Annotated in this window: 23 protein-coding genes and 1 pseudogene; 14 read left to right on the top strand and 10 right to left on the bottom strand. The window is 64.8% G+C overall.

Annotated elements, in window-relative coordinates; translation table 11 throughout:
* The 10 genes and pseudogenes from NFX52_RS20080 to NFX52_RS20035 form a co-directional block, all read left to right on the top strand.
* On the top strand, positions 1-606 hold a 606-nt coding region (locus tag NFX52_RS20080), incomplete at its 5' end, for a TetR/AcrR family transcriptional regulator (RefSeq protein ID WP_252635793.1).
* Between the two features lie 28 nt (positions 607-634).
* Positions 635-1,564 carry an SDR family oxidoreductase gene (locus tag NFX52_RS20075; protein WP_055393710.1) on the top strand — a complete coding sequence of 310 codons (930 nt, stop codon included), beginning with the start codon at positions 635-637 and terminating at the stop codon, positions 1,562-1,564.
* Positions 1,561-3,174 carry an acyl-CoA carboxylase subunit beta gene (locus NFX52_RS20070; protein ID WP_055393712.1) on the top strand — a complete coding sequence of 538 codons (1,614 nt, stop codon included), beginning with the start codon at positions 1,561-1,563 and terminating at the stop codon, positions 3,172-3,174. Before NFX52_RS20075 ends, NFX52_RS20070 begins: the two co-directional genes overlap by 4 nt.
* Positions 3,175-3,197: 23 nt before the next feature.
* On the top strand, positions 3,198-4,328 hold the full coding sequence (locus tag NFX52_RS20065) for a DNA alkylation repair protein (RefSeq protein WP_207402062.1): 1,131 nt from the start codon (positions 3,198-3,200) through the stop codon (positions 4,326-4,328).
* A gap of 53 nt (positions 4,329-4,381) precedes the next feature.
* Complete coding sequence (locus NFX52_RS20060; RefSeq protein ID WP_055393716.1) at positions 4,382-5,560, top strand: acyl-CoA dehydrogenase family protein; 1,179 nt, start codon at positions 4,382-4,384, stop codon at positions 5,558-5,560.
* 1 nt (position 5,561) lies between these two features.
* Positions 5,562-6,371: an enoyl-CoA hydratase/isomerase family protein gene (locus tag NFX52_RS20055; protein WP_192428007.1), complete on the top strand. Its 810-nt coding sequence runs from the start codon at positions 5,562-5,564 to the stop codon at positions 6,369-6,371.
* A gap of 109 nt (positions 6,372-6,480) precedes the next feature.
* A complete protein-coding gene (locus NFX52_RS20050) occupies positions 6,481-8,415 on the top strand; it encodes an acetyl/propionyl/methylcrotonyl-CoA carboxylase subunit alpha (RefSeq protein WP_055393719.1) in 1,935 nt (644 codons plus the stop codon).
* Positions 8,412-9,669: pseudogene (locus NFX52_RS20045) on the top strand (acyl-CoA dehydrogenase family protein). The gene NFX52_RS20050 and the pseudogene NFX52_RS20045 overlap by 4 nt, the downstream one beginning before the upstream one ends.
* A gap of 14 nt (positions 9,670-9,683) precedes the next feature.
* The gene (locus NFX52_RS20040; protein ID WP_055393752.1) at positions 9,684-10,574 is read left to right on the top strand and encodes a beta-keto acid cleavage family enzyme; all 891 of its coding nucleotides are present in this window, start codon (positions 9,684-9,686) and stop codon (positions 10,572-10,574) included.
* Positions 10,575-10,792: 218 nt separating this feature from the next.
* The gene (locus NFX52_RS20035) at positions 10,793-11,974 is read left to right on the top strand and encodes a hypothetical protein (protein ID WP_055393725.1); all 1,182 of its coding nucleotides are present in this window, start codon (positions 10,793-10,795) and stop codon (positions 11,972-11,974) included.
* 77 nt (positions 11,975-12,051) lie between these two features.
* On the opposite strand, the gene NFX52_RS20030 is transcribed toward NFX52_RS20035, so the two are convergent.
* Together NFX52_RS20030 and NFX52_RS20025 are read right to left on the bottom strand one after the other, a co-directional pair.
* Entirely contained in the window at positions 12,052-14,223 is a 2,172-nt protein-coding gene (locus NFX52_RS20030; RefSeq protein ID WP_055393727.1) for a 3-hydroxyacyl-CoA dehydrogenase NAD-binding domain-containing protein, read from the bottom strand.
* Between the two features lie 22 nt (positions 14,224-14,245).
* Complete coding sequence (locus NFX52_RS20025) at positions 14,246-15,451, bottom strand: acetyl-CoA C-acetyltransferase (protein WP_055393729.1); 1,206 nt, start codon at positions 15,449-15,451, stop codon at positions 14,246-14,248.
* Positions 15,452-15,596: 145 nt separating this feature from the next.
* On the opposite strand from NFX52_RS20025, the gene NFX52_RS20020 reads away from it, so the two are divergent.
* Complete coding sequence (locus NFX52_RS20020; protein ID WP_225581100.1) at positions 15,597-15,899, top strand: hypothetical protein; 303 nt, start codon at positions 15,597-15,599, stop codon at positions 15,897-15,899.
* Between the two features lie 72 nt (positions 15,900-15,971).
* Here the strand turns inward: NFX52_RS20020 and NFX52_RS20015 are convergent, their stop codons facing one another.
* The 7 genes from NFX52_RS20015 to NFX52_RS19985 all read right to left on the bottom strand — a co-directional run bounded on the left by NFX52_RS20015 (position 15,972) and on the right by NFX52_RS19985 (position 24,209).
* On the bottom strand, positions 15,972-17,135 hold the full coding sequence (locus NFX52_RS20015; protein ID WP_055393731.1) for an acyl-CoA dehydrogenase family protein: 1,164 nt from the start codon (positions 17,133-17,135) through the stop codon (positions 15,972-15,974).
* A gap of 128 nt (positions 17,136-17,263) precedes the next feature.
* Positions 17,264-18,427: an ABC transporter substrate-binding protein gene (locus NFX52_RS20010; protein WP_252635792.1), complete on the bottom strand. Its 1,164-nt coding sequence runs from the start codon at positions 18,425-18,427 to the stop codon at positions 17,264-17,266.
* A 119-nt stretch (positions 18,428-18,546) separates the two neighbouring features.
* On the bottom strand, positions 18,547-20,403 hold the full coding sequence (locus NFX52_RS20005) for an AMP-dependent synthetase/ligase (protein ID WP_055393736.1): 1,857 nt from the start codon (positions 20,401-20,403) through the stop codon (positions 18,547-18,549).
* A gap of 6 nt (positions 20,404-20,409) precedes the next feature.
* Positions 20,410-21,231 carry an ABC transporter ATP-binding protein gene (locus NFX52_RS20000; RefSeq protein WP_055393738.1) on the bottom strand — a complete coding sequence of 274 codons (822 nt, stop codon included), beginning with the start codon at positions 21,229-21,231 and terminating at the stop codon, positions 20,410-20,412.
* On the bottom strand, positions 21,228-22,067 hold the full coding sequence (locus tag NFX52_RS19995) for an ABC transporter ATP-binding protein (RefSeq protein WP_055393740.1): 840 nt from the start codon (positions 22,065-22,067) through the stop codon (positions 21,228-21,230). Before NFX52_RS19995 ends, NFX52_RS20000 begins: the two co-directional genes overlap by 4 nt.
* 186 nt (positions 22,068-22,253) lie before the next feature.
* Positions 22,254-23,330 carry a branched-chain amino acid ABC transporter permease gene (locus tag NFX52_RS19990; protein WP_055393742.1) on the bottom strand — a complete coding sequence of 359 codons (1,077 nt, stop codon included), beginning with the start codon at positions 23,328-23,330 and terminating at the stop codon, positions 22,254-22,256.
* Positions 23,331-23,333: 3 nt separating this feature from the next.
* On the bottom strand, positions 23,334-24,209 hold the full coding sequence (locus tag NFX52_RS19985; protein WP_055393744.1) for a branched-chain amino acid ABC transporter permease: 876 nt from the start codon (positions 24,207-24,209) through the stop codon (positions 23,334-23,336).
* Positions 24,210-24,517: 308 nt separating this feature from the next.
* Between NFX52_RS19985 and NFX52_RS30890 the strand changes: the two genes are divergently transcribed.
* The 3 genes from NFX52_RS30890 to NFX52_RS19975 all read left to right on the top strand — a co-directional run bounded on the left by NFX52_RS30890 (position 24,518) and on the right by NFX52_RS19975 (position 26,072).
* Positions 24,518-24,649: a hypothetical protein gene (locus NFX52_RS30890; RefSeq protein ID WP_255354179.1), complete on the top strand. Its 132-nt coding sequence runs from the start codon at positions 24,518-24,520 to the stop codon at positions 24,647-24,649.
* Positions 24,650-24,843: 194 nt separating this feature from the next.
* On the top strand, positions 24,844-25,332 hold the full coding sequence (locus NFX52_RS19980; protein ID WP_055393746.1) for a thioesterase family protein: 489 nt from the start codon (positions 24,844-24,846) through the stop codon (positions 25,330-25,332).
* Between the two features lie 176 nt (positions 25,333-25,508).
* Entirely contained in the window at positions 25,509-26,072 is a 564-nt protein-coding gene (locus NFX52_RS19975; protein ID WP_055393748.1) for a bactofilin family protein, read from the top strand.
* Between the two features lie 63 nt (positions 26,073-26,135).
* On the opposite strand, the gene NFX52_RS19970 is transcribed toward NFX52_RS19975, so the two are convergent.
* Positions 26,136-26,558, bottom strand: coding sequence for an acyl-CoA thioesterase (locus tag NFX52_RS19970; RefSeq protein ID WP_055393750.1), 423 nt, complete (start codon positions 26,556-26,558; stop codon positions 26,136-26,138).
* Positions 26,559-26,710 lie beyond the last annotated feature (152 nt).

Raw genomic sequence — 26,710 nt, 5'->3', positions numbered from 1 at the left:
CCCCGCGGCCGCCCCCGCAAGACCGCAGAAGAACTGGACGACGGCAACCGCCGCCGCAAGCTCATGGACGGCGCGGCCAAGCTGTTCCGCACCCAGGGCTTCGCCGCCACCAGCACGCGCGACATTGCGGCGGCGGCGGGCATGCACAGCGGCTCGCCCTTCTACCACTTCGAAAGCAAAAGCGCGCTGCTCTATGCCGTGATGAGCGAGGGCATGACCATGGCCACGCAAAGCCAGCAGCAGGCACTCGATGCGTTGCCCACCACGGCCACACCGCGCGAGCAGTTGCACACGCTCATTCGCCACCACTTTGAGATCCTGCTCGGGCCGCGCAGTAGCTTCATCCCAGTGATGCTTTACGAGTGGCGTTCGCTCACGCCTGCGCAGCGCAAGGGCATTGCCCGCATCAAGGACAGCTACGAGGCCACCTGGATGCCTGTGCTGGAAGCGCTGGCAAAGCAGGGTGCGCTGCAGGCCGAGCCCGGTGTGGCGCGGTTGTTCATTTTTGGGGCGCTCAACTGGGCGGTGCAGTGGTTCTCGCCCAAAAAGGGCAAGTCGCTTGACGCGCTCACCGACGAGGCGCTGGCCTTGTTCATCCGTTCATAACAAACAACCCCACCAAGGCAGAGTCACCATGGCCCCCACCGCGCGCAACGCCTACCAGTCTGTGTTTGCTCCGGGCCTGTTCCAGGGCCAGGTGGTGGTGGTCACCGGCGGCGGCTCGGGCATAGGCCGGTGCATGGCGCATGAATTGGCGCACCTGGGCGCGCATGTGGTGCTGGTGGGGCGCAAGCCAGAAAAGCTGCTGGCCGTGGCTGAAGAGATCACTGCCGATGGTGGCCGTGTGTCCTGCGAGGTGTGCGACATCCGATCCGAAGAAGGTGTGGTGGCGCTGGTGCAGCAGATCATCGCTGCGCAGGGCCGCGTCGATGCACTGGTCAACAACGCGGGCGGGCAGTTCATGTCGCCGCTCGAATCCATCAGCGCCAAGGGCTGGGAGGCCGTGCTGCACACCAACCTCACGGGTGGCTTCTTGATGGCGCGAGAGTGCTACCGGCAGTGGATGGCGCAGCACGGCGGCTCCATCGTCAACATCGTGGCCGACATGTGGGGCTCCATGCCGGGCATGGGGCACAGCGGTGCAGCGCGCGCGGGCATGGTCAGCTTCACCGAAACCGCCGCGCTCGAATGGGCGCACAGCGGTGTGCGCGTGAACGCCGTGGCGCCGGGCTACATCGCCTCCAGCGGCATGGACAACTACCCGCCCGAGGCGGCAGACATGCTGCGTGCCATGCCGCGCACGGTGCCGCTCGGGCGCTTTGGCAACGAGGCCGAGGTATCGGCGGCCATCACCTTTTTGCTCAGCCCGGCAGCCAGCTTCATCAGCGGCACCACGTTGCGGGTGGACGGCGCGCGGCCCCAGGTGCGCATGGGTTGGCCGCAGCGCCCGCCTGGTGCCACCGCCGCAGCACACCCGGCTGTGCGGCCGTTTGACGGATTTCATCGCGCGCAGGTGCCGCAGGTGTTTGCCCCTTCCCATACCCCCAAGACCGAGGCCGCATGACCGCCGTCTTCACTTCCCGATTCAACCCAGGTAGCGCCGAATCCACCCAGCGCCGCGCGGCGCTGCAGGCCCGCCTTCATGCCCTGCGCGCGCTGGAAGAGCGCGCCGCCGCCGCCTCGGCCCGCTCGCTGCCCCAGTTTGAAAAACGCGGCCAGCTGCTGCCGCGACAGCGCGTGGCGCTGCTGCTGGATGCGGGCGCGTCCTGGCTGCCGCTGTGCACGCTGGCGGGCTACCTGCAGGACGTGAAGGACCCCGAGAAGTCCGTGCCCGGTGGCGGCATGGTTGCGGGCATCGGCTTTGTCAGCGGCGTGCGCTGCATGGTGGTGGCCAGCGATTCAGGCATCGAAGCCGGCGCCATCCAGCCCATGGGCCTGGAAAAGATCTTGCGCGTGCAGGAAATCGCGCTGCAAAACCGCTTGCCGTTCATCCACCTGGTGGAGAGCGCGGGTGCCAACCTCATGCGCTACCGGGTGGAGGGCTTCGTGCACGGCGGCACGCTGTTCCGCAACCTCGCGCGGCTGTCGGCGGCGGGCATTCCGGTCGTCACCGTGCAGCACGGCTCGGGCACCGCAGGCGGCGCCTACATGCCCGGCTTGTCGGATGTGGTCATCATGGTGCAGGGCCGCTCGCGCGCCTTTTTGGCCGGGCCGCCGCTGCTCATGGCTGCGACGGGTGAGATTGCGACGGAAGAAGAACTGGGCGGGGCCGAGATGCACACCGCCGTCTCGGGCCTGGGTGAATACCTGGCGCAGGACGACCGTGAGGCGATCGGCTTGGCGCGCGATGTGGTGGCGCAGCTGGGGTGGAACATGCCCCGGCGACCCAGCGCACCTGGGCCCACCTTGCCCGCAGACGATCTCCTGTCCCTGATGTCTGCCGACCTGCGCCAGCCTGTGGACATGCGCGAGGTGATCGCGCGGCTGGTGGATGGGTCTGAGCTGCTCGAGTTCAAAGCCCGCTACGGCATGGCCACGCTCTGCGCGCAGGGCCGCATCGGCGGCCATGCCGTGGGCTTCATCAGCAACAACGGCCCTATCGACGTGGCGGGCGCCAACAAGGCCACGCACTTCATCCAGTGGATGTGCCAGCTGGGCCACCCCATCATCTACCTGCAGAACACCACGGGCTACATGGTGGGCAAGGACAGCGAGCAGGGCGGCATGATCAAGCACGGCAGCAAGATGATCCAGGCCGTGACCAACGCCACCGTGCCGCAGATCACCATCCAGTGCGGCGCCAGCTTTGGCGCGGGCAACTACGGCATGTGCGGGCGGGGCTATGCGCCGCGCTTCCTGTTCGGCTGGCCGGGGGCCAAGACAGCGGTGATGGGCGGCGAGCAGGCCGCGCGCACCATGCAGATCGTGACCGAGGCGGCGATGGCGCGCAAAGGCATAACGCCCGACCCGGTCGAATCGCAGGCCCAGTTCGACAAGATCGTCGCCATGTTCGAGGCCCAGGCCGATGCGTTCTACACCAGCGGCCTGCTGCTGGACGACGGCGTGATCGACCCGCGCGACACGCGCGCCGTGCTGGCGTTTTGCCTGGATACCTGTGCCGAGGCGCAGGCGCGCACGCTGCGGCCCCTGAGCTTTGGCGTGGCGCGGATGTAAGCGCTTCGCACGCAACCTTCACGATGGCCGAGCCTCTCAAATACCTGCTGAACGACACCGTGCCCCCGCGCATCGCGGCCATGGTGCGGCGCGCGTGGCGCAAGTTCGACACCACCGCGTTTCTGCAGCAAGTAGAGCCTGGCTACGAATCGCTGGAGCTGATGGCACGCGGTCAGCGTATTGCGCAGGCCCTGCAGACACACCTGCCGCAAGACGTGCCGCGTGCGCTGGGCGTGCTGGTCGATTCGATGGACCCGCCGATGGGCCTCGATGCGGCGGGTGAGCCCGATGCGGGTGACCGCCCCTACAGCGCCTTTTTGTACCTGCCGCACAGCATCTACATCGGCACACAGGGCGTGCCGCATTTTGAGGCGGCCATGGCCGCGCAGCATGCGCTGACCCAGCGGTTTACGGCAGAGTTCTGCATTCGCCCCTACCTGCTGCACCACCAGGGCGCCACGCTCGCGCGGCTGCGCGACTGGGCGCAGGATGGCAACGCCCATGTGCGCCGTCTGGTGAGCGAAGGCACGCGGCCCCGCCTGCCCTGGGCGCCGCGCCTGCCCGCATTCCAGAACAACCCGCAACTGGCCCTGCCGTTGCTCGATGCGCTCAAGGACGACCCATCGTCGTACGTGCGTCGCTCCGTGGCCAACCACCTGGGCGACATCGCCAAGGACCACCCCGACCTCGCCGTGGGTACCGCGCGTGCCTGGCTGCAGGGCGCGCCCGCCCCGCGCGAAGCCCTGGTGCGCCACGGCCTGCGCTTTCTCATCAAACGCGGCGACGCCGCTGCGCTCGATGCCCTGGGCGTGGGCCATGCCGTGGCGCTGGATGTGCGGGCCGCGCGCGTGCTGCCCGCCCGCGCACGCATCGGCGACAAGGTGCGCATCGAGGCCGAACTGCACAACCCCACGCCCCAGCCCCAGCGCGTGCTGGCGGACCTCAAGGTGCACTACGTCAAGGCCCACGGCGGCGCGGCGCCCAAGGTGTTCAAGCTGCAGACGCTGGACATCGCCCCCGGCGCCACCGTGGCGGTGGGCAAGACGCTGTCGCTGCAGCAGATGACCACGCGCACCCACTACCCCGGCGCGCACCAGGTGGAGCTGGTGCTCAACGGGCGGCCGCAGCCGCTGGGGCAGTTTCAGCTTTCGTGATCGAAGTTTGCAGGCACACAAACATACAAACGCAACAGCAGGAGACAAGCACCATGCAGTTCACACACGAGCACCGCGAGATCCAGAAGACCCTTAAGCGCTTCATCGACGAAGAGATCAACCCCCATGTGGACGAATGGGAGGCGGCCGAGATCTTCCCTGCGCACGAAGTCTTCAAGAAGATGGGCAACCTGGGCCTCTTGGGCCTGTGCAAGCCCGAGGAATACGGCGGCCAGGGGCTGGACTACTCCTACAGCCTGGCCATGGCCGAGGCGCTGGGCCACATCCACTGCGGCGGCGTGCCCATGGCCATCGGCGTGCAGACCGACATGTGCACCCCGGCGCTGGCGCGCTACGGCAGCGAAGAACTCAAGCGCAACTTTCTGGCCCCTGCGATTGCGGGCGACATGGTGGGCTGCATCGGTGTGAGCGAGCCTGCGGCGGGCAGCGATGTGTCGGGCATCAAGAGCGTGGCGCGCAAGGACGGCGACGACTATGTGATCACCGGCCAGAAGATGTGGATCACCAACAGCCTGCAGGCCGACTGGATGTGCATGCTGGTCAACACGGGCGAAGGCCCTGTGCACAAAAACAAGAGCCTGGTGATGGTGCCCATGCGGGATGGGCCCGGCGGCAAGCTCATCAAGGGCATCGAGGTGGCGCAAAAGATCCGCAAGATCGGCATGCACAGCAGCGACACGGGCCTGATCTACTTTGACGAGGTGCGCGTTCCGCAGCGCTACCGCATCGGTGCCGAGGGGCAGGGCTTCATCTACCAGATGCAGCAGTTCCAGGAAGAGCGCCTGTGGTGCGCCGCCAGCACGCTCGAATCGCTGAACCACTGCATCCAGTGGACCATCGACTACGCACAGGAGCGCAAGCTGTTTGGCGCCACGCTGGCCGACCAGCAGTGGGTGCAGTTCAAGCTGGCCGAACTCAAGACCGAGGTCGAAGCGCTGCGCGCACTCACCTACCGCGCCTGCGACCTGTACGTGAACGGCCAGGACGTGCTGGAGCTGGCCAGCATGGCCAAGCTCAAGGCCGGCCGCCTCAACCGCGAGGTGCCCGACACCTGCCTGCAGTTCTGGGGCGGCATGGGCTTCACGCTGGAGAACAAGGTCTCGCGCATGTACCGCGACGGGCGGCTGGCGTCCATCGGCGGCGGGGCCGACGAGGTAATGCTCGGCATCCTGTCCAAGCTCATGGGCATCGCCAAGCGGCCCGTGCACTGACATGGCTGAATTGCTGTTGATCGACCGCGCGCCGCTGGCCAGCGGCTGTGTGGAAACCTGGACGCTCAACGACCCGGCCAGCCGCAATGCGCTGTCCGAGGCGGTGGTTGACGGTTTGATAGCCGCGTGTGAGCGGGCTGCAACCGATGCCGACCTGCGAGGCGTGGTGCTGCGCGGCGCGGGCGGCCACTTTTGCGCGGGTGGCAGCCTGGGCGGCTTTGCCAAGACCATTGGCCAGCCCCTGGCTGCCGGCGAAGCCGACCCGCTGGTGCCCCTGAACCGCCGCTTTGGTGCGCTGCTGCAGGCCCTGTGCGCGCTGCCGCAGTGGCTCGTCGTGGCGGTGGAGGGCGCGGCCATGGGCGGCGGCTTTGGCCTGGTGTGCTGCGCCGACCAGGTGCTGGCCCACACCAGCGCCCAGTTCGCCACGCCTGAAGTCACGCTGGGCATCGTGCCTGCGCAGATCGCGCCCTTTGTCGTGCGGCGCCTTGGCCCGTCTGCTGCGCGGCGTTGTCTGCTGACGGGCGAGCGCTGGGATGCCGCGAAAGCTCAAATCGCGGGGCTGGTCGATGAGGTGGTGAGTGGCGACATGGAGGCTGCTGTGCAAGCCGCCATCGGACGCCATGCCGTCGCTGCGCCCCAGGCCGTGGCTGCTACCAAACGTTTGCTGCTGGCCCAGCACGAAACGCCGTTGCCCGCGCTGCTCGATGACGCCGCCCTCGCCTTTGCGCAAGCGCTGCGTGGCCCCGAGGCGCCGCAAGGGCTGGCAGCGTTTGCTGCGCGCAAGGCGCCGCCGTGGAGTGCGAACTCATGAAGAAAATCCTCATTGCCAATCGGGCTGTTCATGCCGCAGGCATGGCGAAGCAGATTGCCCGTGCACGCGCAGCGTGCTGGCGGGCGATGGAGCCGCGAGGGCACAGCCTATGAAAAAGATCCTCATCGCCAATCGCGGCGAGATCGCCCGCCGCATCATCCACACCGCCCACCGCATGGGCATCGAAACCGTCGCGGTCTATTCCGACCCCGATGCCAACGCCCTGCACGTGCGCGAAGCCACTCAGGCCGTGGCGTTGGGTGGCGCGGCCAGCGCCGACACCTACCTGCGCACCGACAAGCTGCTGGGCGCCGCCCGTGCCGCCGGCGCAGATGCCGTGCACCCCGGCTATGGCTTCCTCAGCGAGAACGCTGACTTCGCCCAGGCCGTGGTCGATGCGGGCCTGACCTGGATCGGCCCGCCGCCCGGCGCCATCCGCGCGCTGGGCAGCAAGGCCGGGGCCAAGGCGTTGGCCCAGTCGCAGGACGTGCCCTGCCTGCCCGGCTATGCGGGGGAGGATCAGAGCGACGAACGTTTTGCCGCCGAGGCTGCGGGCATCGGCACACCCCTCATGGTCAAGGCCGTGGCGGGTGGGGGAGGGCGTGGCATGCGCCTGGTCACCGACCTGGCGCAGTTGCCCGCCGCATTGGCCAGTGCCCGGTCGGAGGCGCTGGCGGGCTTTGGCTGCGGCGACCTGCTCATCGAACGCGCGCTGCTGCAGCCGCGCCATGTGGAGGTGCAAGTCTTTGCCGACGCCCTCGGTGCTTGCATCCATCTGGGCGAGCGTGATTGCTCTGTTCAGCGCCGCCACCAGAAGATCATTGAAGAGGCGCCCAGCCCTGCGGTGGATGTCGCATTGCGCGAACGCGTGGGCGCCTGCGCCGTGGCGCTGGCTCAGGCTGCTGGCTATGTGGGCGCGGGCACGGTGGAGTTCTTGCTCGACGGCAAAGACTTCTACCTGATGGAGATGAACACCCGCCTGCAGGTGGAGCACCCGGTGACCGAAGCCCTCACGGGGCTGGACCTGGTGGAATGGCAAATCCGCGTGGCGCGGGGTGAGCCGCTGCCGCTCACGCAAGATCAGGTGCATCTGCAAGGCCACGCCATCGAAGTGCGCCTGTGTGCCGAAGACGCGCACTTCCGCCCCCACACCGGCCGCGTGCTGCAGTTCAGCGCGCCGCCCGCCACCGCGTTTGAACGGGCCGCGCCGGGCGCGCTGCGCTTTGACCATGCGCTGGAAGAGGGGGCAGAGGTCACACCCCACTACGACGCCATGCTGGGCAAGCTCATCGTGCACGCGCCCACGCGGCCCGAGGCCATTGCCGCGCTGGTGCGTGCGCTGCAGGGCACCCGCGTGCTGGGCTTGCCCACCAACCGCGCGTTTCTGGCGGCCTGCCTGCAGCACCCCGTGTTTGCCAGCGGCCAGGCGCTGGTGCCGTTCCTGGCGGAGCATGCCCAGGAGCTGCAGCGGTTGCTATCAAATAATGAGCTATCAGTGCATATTCCTTCGGCGCTATCGGCCATTTTTGCTTCAAATCCGACGTCGGACCTGCCTTGTGCCATGGCCAGGCCCCTGCGGCTGCGTCACCAGGGCGAGGTGCACTCCATCGCCGTGCGCGAGCTGGGCGGTGGGCGGCTGCTGGTGGAACAGGCGGGGGCGGAGCCTGTGACTTTGCAGCTGCCCCAGCGCGGTGTGCATTGCGTGGCGGTGGCCCCCCGGCGCTGGCACTGGCAAACCGGCGGCGTGGACGGCTGGGTGGAAGACGCATCGTGGGAGCCCGCTGCGCGCTCGGGTGCGGCGGGCGGTGCGACGGAGCTGCGCGCCCCCTTCAACGGCAAGGTGGTCGCACTGCCCGTGGCCGCAGGCCAGGCGCTGGCGGCGGGCGACACCGTGGTGGTCATCGAATCCATGAAGCTCGAACACAGCCTGGCCAGCCCTGCCGCCACCACGGTGGCCGAGTTGCTGGTAGCGCCCGGCCAGCAGGTGTCGCCCGGCCAGGTGCTGGCCCGCTTTGCATCCGCCACGCAAGGAGCGCCCGCATGACCGCCACATCCGACGCAACCCCTGTGAGCGACGAAGACCGCACCGCCCTCACCGACACCGTCACCCGCTTTGCCCGCACCGAGATCGCGCCGCATGTGGACGCGTGGGATGCCGCCGGTGAATTCCCCCGCAGCCTGTACCGCCGCGCGGCCGACCTGGGCCTGCTGGGCCTGGGCTACCCCGAGCAGTACGGCGGCACACCCGCCAGCTACGCCTTGCGCCTGCCGCTGTGGCGCGCGCTCAGCCGCCACGGCGCCAGCGGAGGCGTGCTGGCCAGCCTGCTGTCGCACAACATCGGCCTGCCGCCGGTGCTGGCGCATGGCAGCGATGCTGTGCGCGCCGAGGTCATTCCACCGGTGCTGGCGGGCGAACAGATTGCCGCGCTGGCGATCACCGAGCCCGGTGGCGGGTCCGACGTGGCCCAGCTCAAGACCACCGCGCGGCGCGAGGGGGATGACTACATCGTCAACGGCGAAAAGGTGTTTATCACCTCCGGCATGCGCGCGGACTGGATCACGTTGGCTGTGCGCACTGGCGACGCTGGCAGCAAGGGCAGTGGCGGCATATCGATGCTGCTCATCCCCGGCCACAGCGCAGGCCTGTCGCGCAGCAAGCTCGACAAGATGGGCTGGCTGTGCTCCGACACCGCCCACCTGCGTTTTGACAACGTGCGCGTGCCCGCGCGCTACCTGCTGGGCGAAGAGGGCGCGGGGTTTCGCATCATCATGGCCAACTTCAATGGCGAGCGCTTTGGCCTCGCCGCGTCGGCCCTGGGCTTTGCCGAGGCCTGCTACGACGAAGCCCTGGCCTGGGCCCGCCAGCGCAAGACCTTTGGCGCCGCGCTGGTGGAGCACCAGGTCATCCGCCACAAGCTGGTGGATATGCAAATGCGCATCCAGTCCACCGCCGCATGGTGCGAGTCCGTGGCCGCGCAGGCCGATGCGGGGCGCGCGGGCGATGCGGCGCCGGGCCGCCCCAAGCCGCATCAGCCCCCCTTGGGGGGCAGCGACCCATGCGCAGCAGGGGAGCGTGGGGGCAGACAGTGCTTGGGTTGCTCAGGTCTGCCTGCTCAAGAACCACGCCACCCAAACCATGCAATTCTGCGCCGACCAGGCCGTGCAGATCCTGGGCGGGATGGGCTTCATGCGCGGCACCGTCAGCGAGCGCATCTACCGCGAGGTCAAGGTCATGATGATCGGCGGCGGTGCGGAAGAAATCATGAAAGACCTGGCTGCACGTCAGCTAGGCATTTGAAGGAGACAGGCACCATGCACAGCACCGACCACGGCAACAAAGCCATCATCACCTGCGCCATCACGGGCGTGCTGACGGACCCCGGCCAGCACCACGTGCCCGTCACGCCAGAGCAACTGGCCAAAGAAGCACGCCGCGCCTACGACGCTGGCGCCGCCGTGGTCCACGTGCACTTTCGCAACCAGGAGCCCGGCAAGGGCCACCTGCCCAGCTGGGACCCGCAGGTCGCGCGCGACTGCGTGCAGGCCATGCGCGAGGCCTGCCCGGGTTTGATCATCAACCAGACCACCGGCGTGGTCGGCCCCCACTACCAGGGCCCGCTCGACTGCCTGCGCGCCACCCGCCCCGAGATGGCCGCGTGCAACGCCGGCTCGCTCAACTACCTGAAGGTGCGCAGCAACGGCACCTGGGCCTGGCCGCCCATGCTGTTCGACAACCAGCCCGCCAAGGTCAAGGACTTCATCGACGTGATGCTGGAGACAGGTACGTTGCCCGAGTTTGAGTGCTTCGACGTGGGCATCGTCCGCTGCGTGGAGATGTATGTGCAGACCGGCATGTACACCGAGCGCCTGCCTGAATACAACTTTGTGATGGGCGTCGAATCCGGCATGCCCGCCGACCCGGACCTGCTGCCCATATTGCTCAAGCTGAAAATCAAGGATGCCCCCTGGCAAGCCACCGTCATCGGCCGCAGCGAGATCTGGCCTGTGCACCAGCGCGTGGCCGAACTGGGCGGGCATTTGCGCACGGGGCTGGAAGACACGTTCTATCTGCCGGATGGGACCAAGGCGGAGTCGAACGGGCCGTTGATTGAGAAGCTGGCGGAATACGCGCGCAACGCGGGGCGGGAGGTGGCTTCGCCGCAGGAGGCGCGGGGGATGTTGGGATTGAAGGCTGCTGATTAGCCGAAAGTGCTTACACGACATTCGTCTGCGTTTTCATCCTTGCAAACTGATCGGCCAGCGATCAATTTGCAAGGATGAAATAGGAATCGTGGCGCCGTAGGTTGGTTCAGCCGCATGACGTCACCCGACATACATGCCTTGCGAAAGGGTGGCACGGGGTTGCGCTGCGTTAAGCAGACCTACGGTAATAGACTGCGGTTGCCCATTGAGGAGGACGCATGGAATCCGTGTCGAACTATCAGGCGTACAAGGACGCAATCAAGAGGACGGGTTTCGTCTTGGAAAATCGTGTCGCTCAACTGCTAAAAGCTAGCGGCTGGACGGTCATCAGCAATAAGTACTACGAAGACGACTACTCGAACACCGTGCGAGAAGTCGATCTGATCGCATACAAGGTCAGTCACGTACAGCACTTTGATGTCTACACGACTCTCGTCATCAGTTGCAAAAAGAGCGAGGAGAATGTTTGGGCCCTGCTTGCGCGGGACATCAACCTCAAGGACCCGAACGCTGATTGGTGGCCAATGCACGCGTGGTCGAATGATCCAGCTCTCCAGTATCGACTTGCAGAGCCGAATTGCGCAAAGGCTTATCACGCAGCTGCCCAATCTTTTGGTGTGGTTCAAGCGCTCAGCGTGCCGGACGTTGAGGTCTTCGCCTTTCAGGAGCTATCCAAAGCTGCAGAGATCACCTCGGTAACAAGAAAGCAAACTCATGGCAGCGGGAGTACGAAGCTCGCCAGTAGTCCAAAAAACGACGTAGCAATCTTCAGCGCAATCACATCGTTAATGAAAGCTCAGGCGTACGAGCTGGGGTCACTGCCGAATCGCAAAAAGAAACCTTCTCTATATCAGTTCAATTTGCTGGCTGTAGCGGACACTGAATTGCTGCGGTTGCACTTTCGGGGATCTGACATTGAGTGTGCGGAGATCGATTCGGAACACTACGTAGGGCGATACATCATTCACCGAAAAGAGACCTTCTCGCGGATCCGCTTCATTCGCGCCTCGGCTTTCGAGAGTACTTTGCAGGACTACGGCCGTCTGCATGATGCAAGTGCCAAGTGGGTCGCTGATGAATGTGACTCCTTCTATCGGGATATCGTGCAAGATGATCGACGGCTGAATGCCTTACTGCCTACGTTCCGAAATGAGGTGCGGTCATTTATTCGATGGAAATCGGTATCCGAGGCGGGTGTCCATGTGGACATGGAGACAGCTACATTGAGCTACTCTAAGAAAGAAAAAAAGCTGCTCATCCATACCGACTTCGGGCTCGAGATTGATGCGCCCGACAAGTTCAATCAATCGAAGGCTATCAAGGAACGCGTAAGTAAGGCGCTTGAAAAAGTCTACAGATACGAAGGTGCCTTTGAGTTCATTGATGACATTCCCTTCTAAGCGGCAACTCAATCAGTTTCGAGAGTGAATTGGGGGCCCTCCCTATCGAAGATAGCCCCCTGTTCATGCGGTGATCGTTAATAAATCGGTTGAAATTTCTCGATTGCATTTCGTGCTTTTGCGTCTAACTTGAAGCCGACTCCATGGCGTGCCGCCAGCTGGTCCGTCCTCTGCATAAACGCCTCAAGACCCGTTCCATAAATGAACTGCATCGCCCCCCCCGTCCAAGCCGGAAACCCAATCCCAAAAATCGACCCAATGTTCGCGTCATGCACGCTGGTCAGCACGCCCTCGGCCAGGCAGCGTGCGGTCTCGATGGCCTGGCGGTAGAGCAAACGGTCCTGGATCTCCTGCACGCTCCATGCCACGCCGGGCTTTTCGAACAGGGGTTTCAGCTCCGCCCACAGGTGCTTCTTGGCGCCTGCGGGGTAGTCATAAAACCCGCCGCCACCGGCGCGGCCGGGGCGCTTGAGCTCTTTGACCATGCGCTCCACCAGCAACTCGCCGGGCGTGGCGGTGTAGGTCTTGCCTTCGGCGGCGTAGTCGGCGCGGGTCTGGTCGAGCACGTGCACGCTCAGGGTCAGCGCGGTTTCGTCCAGCACGGCCAGCGGGCCCACGGGCAGGCCGGCCTGCATGGCGGCGTTTTCAATGGCGGCGGCGGGGATGCCTTCGCCCAGCATGGCGGCGCCTTCCATCACAAAGGTGCCAAAGGTGCGGCTGGTGTAGAAGCCGCGTGCGTCGTTGACCACGATGGGCACCTTGCCCAGGGCCTGCACGTAGTCGAAGGCGCGGGCCACGGTTTCGTCATCCGTCTGTTTGCCGCGAATGATCTCCACCAGCTTCATCTTGTCCACGGGGCTGAAGAAGTGGATGCCGACAAACTTCTCGGGTCGGCTGCTGGCCGTGGCCAGGCCGCTGATGGGCAGGGTCGAGGTGTTGCTGGCAAAGAAGCCGCCGGGCGCCAGCTGCGGCTCGGCCTCTTGTGTGACTTTGGCCTTGAGGTCGCGGCTTTCAAACACGGCTTCGATGATGAGGTCGCAGCCCGCCAGGTCGGCCGCGCTGGCGGTGGGCGTGATGCGGGCCAGCAGCGCTTGCTGCGCCTCGGCGGTCATGCGGCCCTTGTCCACGCGGGCCTGGGTGAGTTTGGCGCTGTAAGCCTTGCCGGCCTCGGCCTTCTCTGTGCTCACGTCTTTCAGCACCGTAGCGATGCCCCGGCTGGCCTGGGCCCAGGCGATGCCCGCGCCCATCATGCCTGCGCCCAGGATGCCGACTTTTTGCGGCTTGTAGCGTGGGGCCGTGCCGGGGCGCGACTTGCCGCTCTTGATCGCGTTCATGTCGAAGAAGAACGTGTTGATCATGTTTCGCGCCACCGGGCCGGTCATCAGGCGGGCGAGGTAGCGGCTTTCGATGCGCAGGGCCGTATCAAAGTCCACCATGGCGCCTTCGACCATGGCGGCCAGCGCCGCCTCGGGCGCGGGGTAGCGGCCGCGGGTGGTCTTCTTGAGCATGGCGGGCGCGACGGTGAGCGCGCCTGCAATCTTGGGATTGGCGGGCGTGCCGCCGGGCATTTTGTAATTCTTGTCGTCCCACGGCTGCACCGCGTGCGGGTGGGTGGCGATGTGGGCCAGGGCAGCGGGCAGCAGTTGCTCGCGCGTGGCAACCAGCTCGTGCACCAGTTGCAGCTCCAGCGCTTCGGCGGGGTTGAAGAGCTTGCCTTCCAGGATGAAGGGCTGCGCGCCCATCAGGCCCAGCAGGCGCGTCATCTTGGTCACGCCGGTGGCGCCGGGCATCAGGCCCAGCGTGACCTCGGGCAGGCCGAACTGGATCTTGGGGTCGGCCACGGCGATGCGGTAGTGGGCGACCAGCGCCACCTCCCAGCCGCCACCCAGCGCGGCGCCGTTGAGGCAGGCCACCACGGGGATACCCAGGGTTTCGAGCGTACGAAAGTGCTTCTTCATGCGCTCGATTTCGCCAAACGCGCTGGGCGCATCCGCAGGTGTCAGGCGCATGGTGGCCTTGAGGTCGGCGCCTGCAAAGAAGCTGGTCTTGGCCGATGCAAGCACGATGCCCTTGAGGGCAGTGCCCAGGCGTTCGCGGTCGCCCAGCACCTGGGCCGTGACCTCGCCCAGCTCTTGCTGCCACTGGCGGCACATGGTGTTGACGGGTGAATTGGTTTCGTCAAAGGTGATGACGGCGACCTGACCTTCGGTGCCCTGGGCGGGGATGAGTTCGTAGCGGATGGTTTGCATGATGTTCTTGTCTCCTGCCCGTTCAGATACGTTCAACAATCGTTGCGATGCCCATGCCGCCGCCCACGCACAGCGTGGCCAGGCCGTAGCGCTGGCCCCGGCGGTGCAGCTCGTCAATCAGGGTGCCGAGGATCATGGCGCCCGTGGCGCCCAGCGGGTGACCCATGGCGATGGCGCCGCCGTTCACGTTGACCTTATCGTGCGGCACGCCCAGCTCGCGCATGAAGCGCATGGGCACGGCGGCAAAGGCCTCGTTCACTTCAAACAGGTCGATCTGGTCGATGGTCATGCCCGCACGGGCCAGCGCCTTTTTGGCAGCGGGCACCGGGCCGGTGAGCATGATGGTGGGGTCGGCGCCACTCAGCGCCGTGGCCACGATGCGTGCGCGGGGCGTGAGGCCGTGGGCCTTGGCGGCGGCCTCGTTGCCGATCAGCACGGCAGCGGCACCGTCCACGATGCCCGACGAGTTGCCCGCGTGGTGCACGTGGTGGATGCGCTCCACCTGCGGGTAGCGTTGCAGCGCCACGGCATCAAAGCCCATGCCGCCCAGTTGCTCGAACGAGGCCTTGAGCGCACCCAGGCCCTCCAGCGTGGTCTTGGGCTTGATGAATTCGTCTTCGGCCAGGATGGTCTGGCCGATGAAGTCGCGCACGGGCACGACGGAGTTCTTGAAGTAGCCCGCTGCGCGCGCTGCGGTGGCGCGGCGCTGGGATTCGAGTGCGAAGGCGTCCACGTCGGCGCGGGTGTAGCCGTCCAGCGTGGCGATGAGGTCGGCGCCGATGCCCTGGGGCACGAACAACGTGGCGGAGTTGGTGGCGGGGTCTTGCGCCCAGGCGCCGCCGTCGGAGCCGATGGGCACGCGGCTCATGCTCTCCACGCCGCCTGCCACCACCAGGTCCTCCCAGCCGCTGCGCACCTTCTGCGCGGCCAGGTTCACGGCTTCCAGGCCCGACGCGCAAAAGCGGTTGACCTGCACGCCCGCACAGCGAAAGTCCCACCCGGCCTTGAGCGCGGCCACCTTCGGCAGCACCGAGCCCTGCTCGCCCACGGGCGAGACGATACCCATGACGACATCGTCCACCGCCGCCGTGTCAAAGCGGTGGCGCGTTTGTAGCTCGGTCAGCAGGCCCACCAGCAGGTCGATGGGCTTGACCTCGTGCAGGGTGCCGTCCTTCTTGCCCTTGCCGCGCGGGGTGCGCAGCGCATCGAATACATAGGCTTCGGTCATGAATGGTCTCCGGTGGTTTCTCTAAACTTCAAGCAGTGCGGCGGTAAAGCCGCTAGGCTGGCTCACGCCACTACAAGGTGCTTTCTGACGCGGGTGCAGTGGTTTTTGCACTATCTTTCGGCGGTTGCTATCTACATTTCTGGCTATGGAACGAAATACATCCCCTGCATTGCAGCGCATCGCGCGCAGCGCCATCGAATACGACGACACGCGCGAAGGATTTGCGCTGGAGCACCATGTCGTGCTGGCGGCATCCAGTGCGCTGGCGGTGGCGGCCTTCATGGCGCCCAGCCGCAGCTCAGCAGCCATACGCGGCATTGGCGCAGGCTTGCTGCTGATGCGCGCGCTGAGTGGCAGCCAGGGTGTGCGCTCCTGGCTGAATGTCACCGACCGCCGCCCCGGTGCGCCGCTCAGCCCCGAGGAAGCGCGCGCCGCCTGGTACCTGTAGCGGCATTCGGCGTCCACTGCGGCGTGGTGCAGGGCATCGGGCACTGCGTCATTCACGGCGCGGTGCATTCCGTTATTTGCCCAGGCCCATGGCCCGTGCAATCACTTCTTTCATGATCTCGTTGGTGCCGCCATAAATGCGCTGCACGCGTGCGTCGGCATAGGCGCGGGTGATGGGGTATTCCCACATGTAGCCGTAGCCGCCGAAGAGCTGCACGCACTCGTCCATCACCTTGCACTGCAGGTCGGTGGTCCAGTACTTGGCCATGCTGGCGGTTTCGGTGTCGAGCTGATCGCGCACGATCAGCTCACAGCATTTGTCCACGAACACGCGGGCCACCTGCACCTGCGTTTGCAGCTCGGCCAGGGTGTGGCGGGTGTTTTGAAATGACGCCACGCTCTGGCCAAAGAGCTTGCGCTGCTTGACGTAGTCCAGCGTCCAGTCAATCGCAGCCTGGGCGGCGGCCACGGCGGTGATGGCGATCTGCAGGCGCTCCCAGGGCAGCTGCTCCATCAGGCAGATGAAGCCACGCCCTTCCATGGCGGGGCCGCCCAGCAAGTTGTCCATCGGCACCTGCACGTCGTTGAAGAACAGCTCGGACGTGTCCTGCGCCTTCATGCCCATCTTCTTGAGGCGCTGGCCTTTTTCAAAGCCGGGCATGCCGCGCTCCACCAGCAACAGGCTGGTGCCCTTGGCTCCGGCGGCCGGGTCGGTCTTGGCGACCACGATCACCAGGTCGGCATGCCAGCCGTTGGTGATGAAGGTTTTGCTGCCGTTCAGCACATAGTGCGATCCGTCTGCACTCTTGATGGCCGTGGTCTTGATGCCTTGCAGGTCGCTGCCGGCTGCGGGCTCGCTCATGGCGATGGCGCCCACCATGGAACCGTTGGCCATTCGGGGCAGGTACTTGCGCTTTTGTTCCTCGGTGCCGTAGTGCAGGATGTACGGCGCCACAATCTCGCTGTGCAGGCCAAAGCCGATGCCGGTGGTGCCTGCACGCGCCAGCTCCTCCATCTGCGCCACCGAATACAGCTTGTCGGCCCCGGCGCCGCCGTATTCCTCGGGCAGGCTCATGCACAGAAAGCCGTTGGCGCCCGCCTGGCTCCACACCTCGCGCGCTACATAGCCCTGGTCTTCCCAGGCGGCGTGGTAGGGCGTTACCTCTTTGTCGATGAAGCGGCGAAAGCTGTCGGCAAAGGCCTGGTGGTCGGGCTGGAAGAGGGTGCGTTCGATCATGGCGTTTGTCTCTTTCTATTTATGCAAAGTTACTGCTTGGTTAAATTCTGCCACTGCCGAGGCAAAAACGCACTCACCAAAGACAAGGCCGCCCGAAGGCGGCCTGCTGGCAGAAACAATGCGGGCGACTATTTCACGTAGTCAGACACCACTTTCCACTTGCCATCGGTGATCTGCGACAGGCGAGAAAGATCGCTGCCCAGGCGCTTTTGTGGGCCAAAGGTGCCTTCGGCGCTGCCGAACATGTCGGGCGGAATCACCATGGTGTCCATGGCCTTGATGAAGCTGTCGGTGCTCAGGTTGGGGCCTGCCTTCTGGGCCGCCTTGATGAAGGCGTCGATGGCGTTGTAGCCGTAGACCGAGAACACGGTGGGGTCTTCGTTGAACTTGGTCTTGTACTTGTTGGCCCAGAAGCGGATGGGCTGGCTGGCTTCATCCAGGTAGGGGTGCTGCACCGTCATGGTGGCGTACAGCCCGTCCATGGGCTTGCCGCCCAGCTTGTGGATGAGGTCGGTGTAGGCGGCGCTGGAGCCCAGGAAGGTGGGGTTGAAGCCCGTCTTGCGCGCCTCGCCAATCGTGCCGATGGTCTCGCGGATGATGGTGCCCAGGATCACGAAGTCGCACTCCGAAGACTTCATCTTGGCGACCTGCGACGAAAAATCGGTAGCGCCGCGCTTGTACGAGGTCTTCTCGGTGAAGTCCATGCCCATGGACTTGAGCGCGGCCCCGCCGCCGCGCATCACTTCCAGGCCGAACTCATCGTCCTGGTAGATGGTGCAGATCTTCTTGGCGCCTTTTTCCTTGATGAGCTTGGGCGCGGCCAGGCGGATCTGGTCGTAGTAAGTGGCGGCAAACGAATACTTGAGCTTGTGGAAGGGCTCGTACATTTCCCGCGCAGCGGTGATCGGGAAGAAGTTGATCACGTTCTTGCTGAACTGCACGGGCATGGCCGCCAGGTTCTGGGCCGTGCCGATGTGGCCCACCATGATGAAAATCTTGTCCTGGTTGACCAGCTTCTGTGCGGCCAGCACGGCTTTCTTGGGGTCGTAGCCTGAGTCTTCCACCTTCAGGTCCAGCTTGCGGCCATTGATTCCACCCTGCTCGTTGGCTTCGTCCACGCGCAGCATCATGCCCAGCCGCACCTGTTTGCCAAAGCCCGCCAGCGGGCCGGACAGATCCTGGATGGAACCCAGCGTAATGGTGTCCTTGCTCACGCCCTGGCTGGGCTGCGCCTGTGCAGCACCTCCGGCCATGGCCACGATGGCCAGCGCGGCAATGTGATGAAGTTTCATGGCACGTCTCCTTTGGTTGGATCGAACTCGGTTGCTCGTTATAGAACGATGCCCGGGGTGGGGCACCAGCACTTTCCCTATCCTGATGGGCGTGGCCTGTGGTTGCGTGACGTGCGCACCTACCGGTACATCGCCTCAATCTGCGGTGCGTACTTCTGCTGCACCAGCTTGCGCTTGAGCTTCATGGTGGGTGTCAGCTCTTCATCCTCGGCCGTGAGCTGGGTGTCGAGCAGGAAGAACTTCTTGATCTGCTCCACGCGGGCGAACTTGGCATTGACGCGGTCGATTTCGGCCTGGATCAGCTCCTGCACCTCGCGCGTGCGGGTCAGGCTGGCGTAGTTGGAGAACGGCACGTCGTTGTCCTGTGCGTACTTCTCCACGTTCTCCTGGTCGATCATGATGATCACCGTGAGGTAGGGCAGCTTGTCGCCAATCACCACCGCATCGGTGATGTAGGGGCTGAACTTGAGTTCGTTCTCCAGCTCGCTCGGCGTGATGTTCTTGCCGCCCGCCGTGATGATGATGTCCTTCATGCGGTCGGTGATGCGCAGGTAGCCATCGGCGTCGATCAGGCCCACATCACCCGTGTGCAACCAGCCTTCGGGGTCGATGGTTTCGGCCGTTTTCTCGGGCTGGTTGAGGTAGCCCTTGAACACATTGGGTCCACGCACCAGGATCTCGCCCGTGGCGGGGTCGATGCGCACCTCGTTGTAGCTGGCCGCCGGGCCGATGGAGCCGGGTTTGATGCGGCTGGCGGGTACGCCAGTGGAGGCGCCGCAGGTCTCGGTCATGCCCCACACCTCCAGCATGGGCACGCCCAGCGCCAGGTACCACTTCACCAGATCGGGCGAAATGGGCGCTGCGCCTGTGACCAGAAAGCGCGCACGGTGGATGCCGATGAGCTTGCGCACATTGTTGAGCGCCAGAAAGCGCGCCAGCATGAACTGCGCCTTCAGCAAACCGCCCACGGGCTGTCCGGCCAGCACCCGATCTGCGATGCGGGTGCCCACGCCAATCGACCAGGCATAGGCCGCCTGCTGCATGCGCGTGGATTCCTTGAGCGCGATCATCACGCCCGAATAGAACTTCTCCCATACCCGCGGCACGGCGGTGAATACGGTGGGTGCGATCTCGCGCACGTTCTCGGGCACGGTGTCGGGGTTCTCGACAAAGTTGAGGCGCGCGCCGGTGTAGAGCGAGAAGTATTCGCCCCCCATCCGTTCGGCAATGTGGCAGAGCGGCAGAAAACACATGGTCTCGTCGGCCTCGCTGCGCGAGATCAGCGTGTTGTAGCCGCGCACGGTGTAGGTGAGCGCGGCGTGCGTGTGCATGGCACCCTTGGGCTTGCCGGTGGTGCCCGAGGTGTAGACCAGGATGGCCAAGTCTTCGGGTCGGCAGGCCTTGACGCGCTGCATCAGCGCGTCGGGGTGTTGTGCATTCCAGGCCCTGCCCAGCTCGCGCAGGGCGGCCAGGCTCAGTACATCGGGGTCGTTCAGACTGCGCAGGCCTTCCATGTCGAACACCACCACCTTGCGCAGCAGGGGCAGGCTGCTGCGCACTTCCAGGGCCTTGTCGAGCTGTTCATCGTCTTCCACAAACAGCACGGTGGTGCGAGAGTCTTCGCTCAGGTAATGCACCTGCGCCGCCGCGTCAGTGGGGTAGATGCCATTGGCCACGCCGCCACAGCTCAGCACGGCCAGATCGGCCAGCACCCATTCGATGTTGGTGTTAGACAGGATGGATGCACATTCGCCGGGCGCAAAACCCAGCGACATCAGGCCGCCCGCAATCTCCCGCACGGCTTCCGCCGTCTGGTCCCAGGTCCAGCTCTTCCAGATGCCCAGCTCCTTCTGGCGCATCCACACGCGCGGGCCGCGCTCGGCCACGGCGTTCCAGAACATGGCAGCGATGGTGTCGCCCGCAAGCACGTCGGTGCCTGCGGGCTGGATGTGATCGAGGTCCCAGAGGTTAGACATTTGCGCTTATCTCCAGGTCTTCTTTTTCTTCCAGCGCCGCTCTCCACGCACGCCGACATCTTTCATCCCAAGGTAGAACTCCTTGATGTCGTCCTTCTCGCGCAGGCGCTCGCAGCTGTCTTCCATCACGATGCGGCCGTTCTCCAGCACATAGCCGTAGTCCGATGCGTTGAGCGCCATGTTGGCGTTCTGCTCGACCAGCAGGATGGTGGTGCCGCGCTCACGGTTGATGCGCACCACGATCTCGAAGATCTCCTTGGTGAGCTTGGGGGACAGGCCCAGGCTGGGCTCGTCCAGCAGGATGAGTTCGGGGTTGGCCATGAGCGCGCGCGAGATCGCCAGCATCTGCTGCTGCCCTCCCGACAGCAGGCCCGCGTCCTGCGCGGCGCGCTCCTTCAGGATGGGGAAGTAGCCGAACACGGTTTCGATGTCGCGCGCCACTGCGTCCTTGTCGGCGCGCGTATAGGCTCCCATCAGCAGGTTGTCGCGCACCGAGAGCAGCGGGAACACCTCGCGCCCCTCGGGCACGTGCATCAGGCCCCGACGCACGATCGCTGCCGGGTCGTTGGCAGTGATGTCGGCGCCCGCGAATTCGATGGAGCCCTTGCGCGGGTCGATGATGCCGCTGATGGTCTTCAGGATGGTGGTCTTGCCCGCGCCGTTGCTGCCCAGCACGGCGGCGATCTCGCCGCGCCGCACCTGCAGGCTGACGCCCCGGATGGCCTTGATGGGGCCGTAGGCACTTTCCACGTTCTGCAGGCGCAGCAAGGGTTGGTCAGCAGCAGCTGCTGCTGCGGATGTGTTGACGGCGGCAAGTACGGCGTTCATGCCCGTACCCCCATTTTTGAACCCGCCGGACGCCGCAGGTTGCTCACGTCGTCGATGGTGCCCAGGTACGCCTCGATCACGCCGGGGTGCGTCTGCACCTCGCGCGGCGTGCCCATGGCCACCACCTCGCCCTGATTCATGGCCAGCACGCGGTCGGATACCTTGGAGACCAGCGACATGTCGTGCTCCACCATCAGCACGGTGATGCCCAGCTCGTGCTGGATGTCCTGGATCCAGAAGGCCATGTCGTCAGTTTCCTCCACGTTCAGGCCCGACGAGGGCTCGTCGAGCAGCAGCAACTGCGGCTCGGTGCACAGCGCACGGGCCAGCTCCACCACCTTGCGCACGCCGTAGGGCAGGCCGGCGACCATGGTGTCGCGGTAGTGCTGCAGGTCGAGAAAATCGATGACCTGCTCGGCCTTCTCCCGGGCCTGAACTTCGCCTTCGCGCACCTTGCGCGTGAAGAACATCTCGGCCCACAGGCTGCTGTGTTGTCGGGTGTGGCGGCCGATCAGCAGGTTGTGCAGCACACTCGCGTGCTCGAAGAGTTCGATGTTCTGGAAGGTGCGTGCAATGCCCAGGCCTGCCACCTTGTGCGGCGGCTGGTCGGTCAATGGCAGCAGGGCCCCGCCCGGGCCCGCATAGGCGATGGTGCCGGTGGTGGGCGTATAGATGCGGCTGATGAGGTTGAACACCGTCGTCTTGCCCGCGCCGTTGGGGCCGATGAGGGTGAACACCTCGCCACGGCGCACGTCAAAGCTCACGTTGTTGACCGCGAGCACGCCGCCAAAGCGCACACTGAGGTTCTGGGCGCTGAGCAGGATTTCGTCAGTCATGGGTACAGCAATTGGGGTCATTTCACTGGTCCAGTGTGCTGAATGCCGTCCGCAGCCTTTGCGACTGGCGTGACCGAGGCCAGTGCCCCCGCGCAAGGGCCGCCCCGCCGCGCTGGGGGCGTTCCCCTCCCGAATCGCGCTGCGAATCGAGAGAGGGGGAAGGCGCGAAGCGACTCAGGGGGTGCTTCATTTCAAGCGATCCGATTTCTGGAACGACTTCTGCCGCTTGAACAAGCCCTTGCGGTAGAACGGGAACATCTGCAGCCAGGTGCGCACCTTGAGCCAGCGGCCATACAGGCCCATGGGTTCGAACAGCACAAAGGCGATCAGCACCGCGCCGTACACCACCGCCTGCAGGCCCGGTGCCTGGCCGATGGCGGCGGGCAGCCAGTCCTTGGAGAGCGAAATCATCTGCGGCATGGTGATGAGGAAGATGGCGCCCAGGAACGCTCCATGCACCGATCCCAGCCCACCGATCACGATCATCAGCAGCAGGTCGATGGACTGCAGGATGTTGAACTGATCGGGCGAGATGAACTGCAGCTTGTGCGCGTACAACGCACCGCCGATGCCTGCAAGTGCAGCCGATATGGAGAACGACAGCGTCTTGTAGCGGGCCAGGTGGATGCCCATGCTCTGCGCCGAGATCTCTGAATCACGGATGGCGACAAACGCACGGCCCGTGGGCGAGCGCAGCAGGTTCAGGATGGCGAGGGTGCTGACCACCGCAATCACAAGGCACAGAAAGTAGAACGACTCTGTGGTCTCGAACGAGTAGCCCGCGATTTGTGGCGGCACCAGGTGCTTGCCGGAGTTGCCGCCTGTGACCGACTCCCACCGCGCGAACACCTCTTCCACGATGAAGCCGAAGGACAGTGTGGCCATGCCCAGGTAGATGCCTTTGACGCGGAGTGCTGGCAGTCCCACCACCACGCCTACAGCGGCCGACAGCCCCGCCGCGCAGGCCAGCGACAGCGCAAACGGCCAGCCCATGCCAGTGAGCACCGCCTGCGTATATGCCCCCACGCCCAGAAACGCTGCATGCCCCAGCGAGAACAAGCCGGTGAAGCCCGCCAGCAGCATCAGCCCCAGGCCCACGATGGCGTAGATGAGCACAAAGGTGAGCTGTGCCAACCAGTATTCAGGCGCCACCCAGGGCGCGGCGACCAGGGCCAGGCACAGCAGGCTGTACCAGAACACATGCCCGCCATGCTTGGCGAGGCGAATGTCTTGCTCGTACGAGGTCTTGAAGAGAAAGCGCATGGGTCAGACTTTCTTTCTCAGCTTCTCGCCGAACAGTCCGTTGGGTTTGACCATCAGCATGATCAGCACGACGATGTACGCGGCTGTGTCCTTGAACCCACCGGGCAGATAGAAGCCCGAGAGCGATTCGACAATGCCAATCACCAGCCCGCCCACGATGGCCCCGGGCAGGCTCCCAAAGCCGCCCACCACGGCGGCGGGGAAGGCCTTGAGCCCGATCAGCCCCATGTTGGCGTGCACAAAGGTGATGGGCGCCAACAGCAGCCCGGCTACCGCCGCCACCGCCGCGGCAAGCCCCCAGGCCAGGCCGTTAAGGCGCTGCACGGGAATGCCCATGTAGTAGGCCGCCAGCTGGTTCTGCGACGCGGCCTGCATCGCAATGCCGAGCTTGCTGTAGCGGAACATGGCAAACAGCAGCACGCACAGCACGCCTGTGGCGCCGATCACCACCAGCTGCTCGGCGCTGACCACCAGCTCGCCCAAGCGCAGGGACTGGTCCTTGTAGGGCACGGGCAGCGTGTGGGTGTCGGTGCCGATGTTGGGGATCATCGTGACAAGGCCGCGCAGCACGTAGCCGATGCCGATGGTGAGCATGACGATGGAGAACGCGGGCTGGCCCAGGATGGGGCGGATCACTGCGCGCTCCAGCACCGTGCCAAACAGCCCCATGGCCAGGATGCTGGCGAGCACCGCCACCCAGAAGGGAAAGCCCAGCACGGTCATGAGCGCCAGGCCACAGAAAGCGCCGAGCATCATGAGTTCGCCCTGGGCAAAGCTCACGGTCTCCGTGGCTTTGTAGATAAGCACGAACCCGAGCGCGATCAGCCCGTAGATGCACCCCTGCGAGACACCGCTGATCAACAGTTGCACAAATTGCACACTGGCTCTCCAGAATAAGTGATACGCAAAGCGGGTAAATGCGGGGTGGATGCCTCGTGGGCATGGGATGGCCGCATCGTCGCTTGCGCAGGTCCTGCAGAATATTTATACAAAGCGATTGCTTTGTATAAATAATGGTGCACGCGCGCTGTGCATACCGCACTCGGGGCTAACCCTGATGGGGCGGGCGAGCGGGTAGCGGCGGATATTGACGCAGTGCTGCACCCTGCGCAATAGGAGTAACGTCGGGTGGGTGAACAGGTTCTGACGCCGGGCCACAGGAGAGCCACATATCCGCAGAGGTTGAAGTGCAAGGTGGTGTCACGCTGGTGACATGGCGCAGGCCCGATGTGCAAAACGCGGTGGATGCCAGCACAGCCCGCACCAGCGCGCTCGCCGCCGAAGGGCTGCTGTTACGGCGAGCCTTGCTGCAGGAATAGGCGGGCGGCCGCGAATGCCTGGCCGAAGCACTGCGCGGCGCCTCGCGGTTTGCCGCAGGGCAAGTGCGCCACGGCCAGTTTTAAGTAAAAATAGCCTCTAGCGCTTATCTATTAAGCGTGAGAAGCTACAAAATCAGGAGCATCTGGATGGTTTCGATTGCACGCACCATCCCGCAGTGACCCCCAGGAGACCCATGAGCAAATCCACCGCCACCCCAGCCCCGCAAGCCTTTGAGCCCGAGTTCATCGCCGGGCTCAAATCCATCTTTGAAGAAAAAATCGTGTTCAACCAGGTGCTGGGCCTGAAGATCACGTCACTGGCACCCGATGGTGTGGTGGGTCGCATCGACATGAAACCGGACCTGGTGGGCCACTATGCCTACAACCGCATCCACGGCGGCGTGATCAGCGCAGGGCTCGACGCCATGGGCGGGCTGGCGGTGATGGCCGCGATTGGCGTCAAACACCTGGACGAAGCACCCGAGCAGCGCCTGCACCGCTTTGCCAAGCTGGGCACCATCGACCTGCGCATCGACTACCTGCGCCCCGGCATTGGCAGCCACTTCGAATTGCGCGCGCAGGTGCTGCGCCTGGGTTCGCGTGTCGCAACCACGCGCATGGAGTTCCTGGGGCCGGATGGGCAGATCATGTCGGCCGGAGCTGCGGCTTACATCGTCTCTTGATTGGGGCGCGCTCCTGAGCCGTCTCGCCACGGGGCGTTGCCATGCACCGGATGTGTGATCCCGCAAGCCTTGCAAGCGCATGCTACGAGAGAACCGTTTGGTTACCGTTCTTGCGTAACCAGGGCATCTTTCACGGGGCGCGATACCTACGATGACTCTCTTTTCAAGGAGATCTGATGGCCGTGCAAAACCCCTTCTTTGGCAAGCGTGAACCCGAGTCGTTCCAACCCCGCAACAGCACCACTTCAGGCTCCGTATTGGGGAGCTCAGCGGCGAGCAGTTCTGCGGCTGCACAGCCGGTGGCCAGCCCTGCTGCCCCCAAGGCCGCCAGCAGCAGCGACAGCTCGGGCAGCAAGCTCACGGTGGGCCCGAACATCAAGCTCAAGGGCGTGGAAATTACCGATTGCGACACCCTCGTGGTCGAAGGCACGGTGGAAGCCACCATGGATTCGCGCGTGATCCAGATTGCTGAGCATGGCGCCTTCAAGGGCTCTGCCGAGATCGACATTGCCGAGATCCATGGCGAGTTCAACGGCACACTCACCGTGCGCCAGAAGCTGGTGATCTACAGCACCGGCAAGGTCAACGGCAAGATCCGCTACGGCAAACTGGTGGTGGAAGAGGGCGGTCAGCTGGCGGGTGAGATCGAGGCCGGGTTCTCGCCCTCGTCATCCAGCAGCACTCTGCAGCGCACGGCAGCTCCTCTGCGCACCGAACCGGCCACTGCACTGGCCGCCTGACCGGGCCATGAAGGCGTCCGCGGACCGCCAGGCGCGGTCTGCGCGAGCCGACCTTCCGTGCTTTCACCCCGGCGCGTTGTGCTTGGGCACCGGGCGCGGCCTGCCCTGGTCGTCGATGGCCACATAGGTCAGGCGCGCCTCCGTCACCTTCACATACCGGCCCTGGTCGGTAAACCGTTCGGCATACACCTCCACCTCCACGGTGACCGAGGTGTTGCCCACCCGCGTAATGGACGAGAAGAACGACAGGATGTCGCCCACGCGCACCGGCTGCTTGAAGATGAATTCGTTGACGGCCACCGTGGCCATGCGGCCCTGGATGTAGCGCGCGGGCAGCACAGAGCCCGCCAAGTCCACCTGCGCCATCACCCAGCCGCCAAAAATGTCGCCATTGCCATTGGTGTCGGCGGGCATGGGGATGACCTTGAGCACCAGTTCCTTGTCGGTGGGCAATGCGGCGGGTGGTGGGCTGAAAACGGCAGACATGGGCACAATCTCGGTTGGGGCTGAGCCAATCCTTGTCGGAACCTGGGGTTTTGCAAGGCGGCTGGCCCGCAAAAAAACCACCTTGGCATCAGCCGGGTCGGTAAAAACAACAACAACCGGAATTGTCCCCCATGCGCCACCTTGGCGAAACC

This window comes from Acidovorax facilis (assembly GCF_023913775.1).
GTDB classification, from domain to species: domain Bacteria; phylum Pseudomonadota; class Gammaproteobacteria; order Burkholderiales; family Burkholderiaceae_C; genus Acidovorax; species Acidovorax facilis.
Note: the sequence above shows the minus strand (reverse complement) of the source record. Positions and strands in the feature narration are given on the sequence as shown.

Bases quoted from the DNA above. Each gene is read 5' to 3' on its own strand.
- NFX52_RS20070 (WP_055393712.1), top strand. From the start codon at position 1,561: ATGACCGCCGTCTTCACTTCCCGATTCAACCCAGGTAGCGCCGAATCC.
- NFX52_RS20065 (WP_207402062.1), top strand. From the start codon at position 3,198: ATGGCCGAGCCTCTCAAATACCTGCTGAACGACACCGTGCCCCCGCGC.
- NFX52_RS19970 (WP_055393750.1), bottom strand. From the start codon at position 26,558: ATGTCTGCCGTTTTCAGCCCACCACCCGCCGCATTGCCCACCGACAAG.
- NFX52_RS20075 (WP_055393710.1), top strand. From the start codon at position 635: ATGGCCCCCACCGCGCGCAACGCCTACCAGTCTGTGTTTGCTCCGGGC.
- NFX52_RS20005 (WP_055393736.1), bottom strand. From the start codon at position 20,403: ATGTCTAACCTCTGGGACCTCGATCACATCCAGCCCGCAGGCACCGAC.
- NFX52_RS20035 (WP_055393725.1), top strand. From the start codon at position 10,793: ATGGAATCCGTGTCGAACTATCAGGCGTACAAGGACGCAATCAAGAGG.
- NFX52_RS20055 (WP_192428007.1), top strand. From the start codon at position 5,562: ATGGCTGAATTGCTGTTGATCGACCGCGCGCCGCTGGCCAGCGGCTGT.
- NFX52_RS19995 (WP_055393740.1), bottom strand. From the start codon at position 22,067: ATGACTGACGAAATCCTGCTCAGCGCCCAGAACCTCAGTGTGCGCTTT.
- NFX52_RS20025 (WP_055393729.1), bottom strand. From the start codon at position 15,451: ATGACCGAAGCCTATGTATTCGATGCGCTGCGCACCCCGCGCGGCAAG.
- NFX52_RS20040 (WP_055393752.1), top strand. From the start codon at position 9,684: ATGCACAGCACCGACCACGGCAACAAAGCCATCATCACCTGCGCCATC.
- NFX52_RS19990 (WP_055393742.1), bottom strand. From the start codon at position 23,330: ATGCGCTTTCTCTTCAAGACCTCGTACGAGCAAGACATTCGCCTCGCC.
- NFX52_RS20015 (WP_055393731.1), bottom strand. From the start codon at position 17,135: ATGATCGAACGCACCCTCTTCCAGCCCGACCACCAGGCCTTTGCCGAC.
- NFX52_RS20060 (WP_055393716.1), top strand. From the start codon at position 4,382: ATGCAGTTCACACACGAGCACCGCGAGATCCAGAAGACCCTTAAGCGC.
- NFX52_RS20010 (WP_252635792.1), bottom strand. From the start codon at position 18,427: ATGAAACTTCATCACATTGCCGCGCTGGCCATCGTGGCCATGGCCGGA.
- NFX52_RS19975 (WP_055393748.1), top strand. From the start codon at position 25,509: ATGGCCGTGCAAAACCCCTTCTTTGGCAAGCGTGAACCCGAGTCGTTC.
- NFX52_RS20000 (WP_055393738.1), bottom strand. From the start codon at position 21,231: ATGAACGCCGTACTTGCCGCCGTCAACACATCCGCAGCAGCAGCTGCT.
- NFX52_RS19980 (WP_055393746.1), top strand. From the start codon at position 24,844: ATGAGCAAATCCACCGCCACCCCAGCCCCGCAAGCCTTTGAGCCCGAG.
- NFX52_RS20030 (WP_055393727.1), bottom strand. From the start codon at position 14,223: ATGCAAACCATCCGCTACGAACTCATCCCCGCCCAGGGCACCGAAGGT.
- NFX52_RS20020 (WP_225581100.1), top strand. From the start codon at position 15,597: ATGGAACGAAATACATCCCCTGCATTGCAGCGCATCGCGCGCAGCGCC.
- NFX52_RS20050 (WP_055393719.1), top strand. From the start codon at position 6,481: ATGAAAAAGATCCTCATCGCCAATCGCGGCGAGATCGCCCGCCGCATC.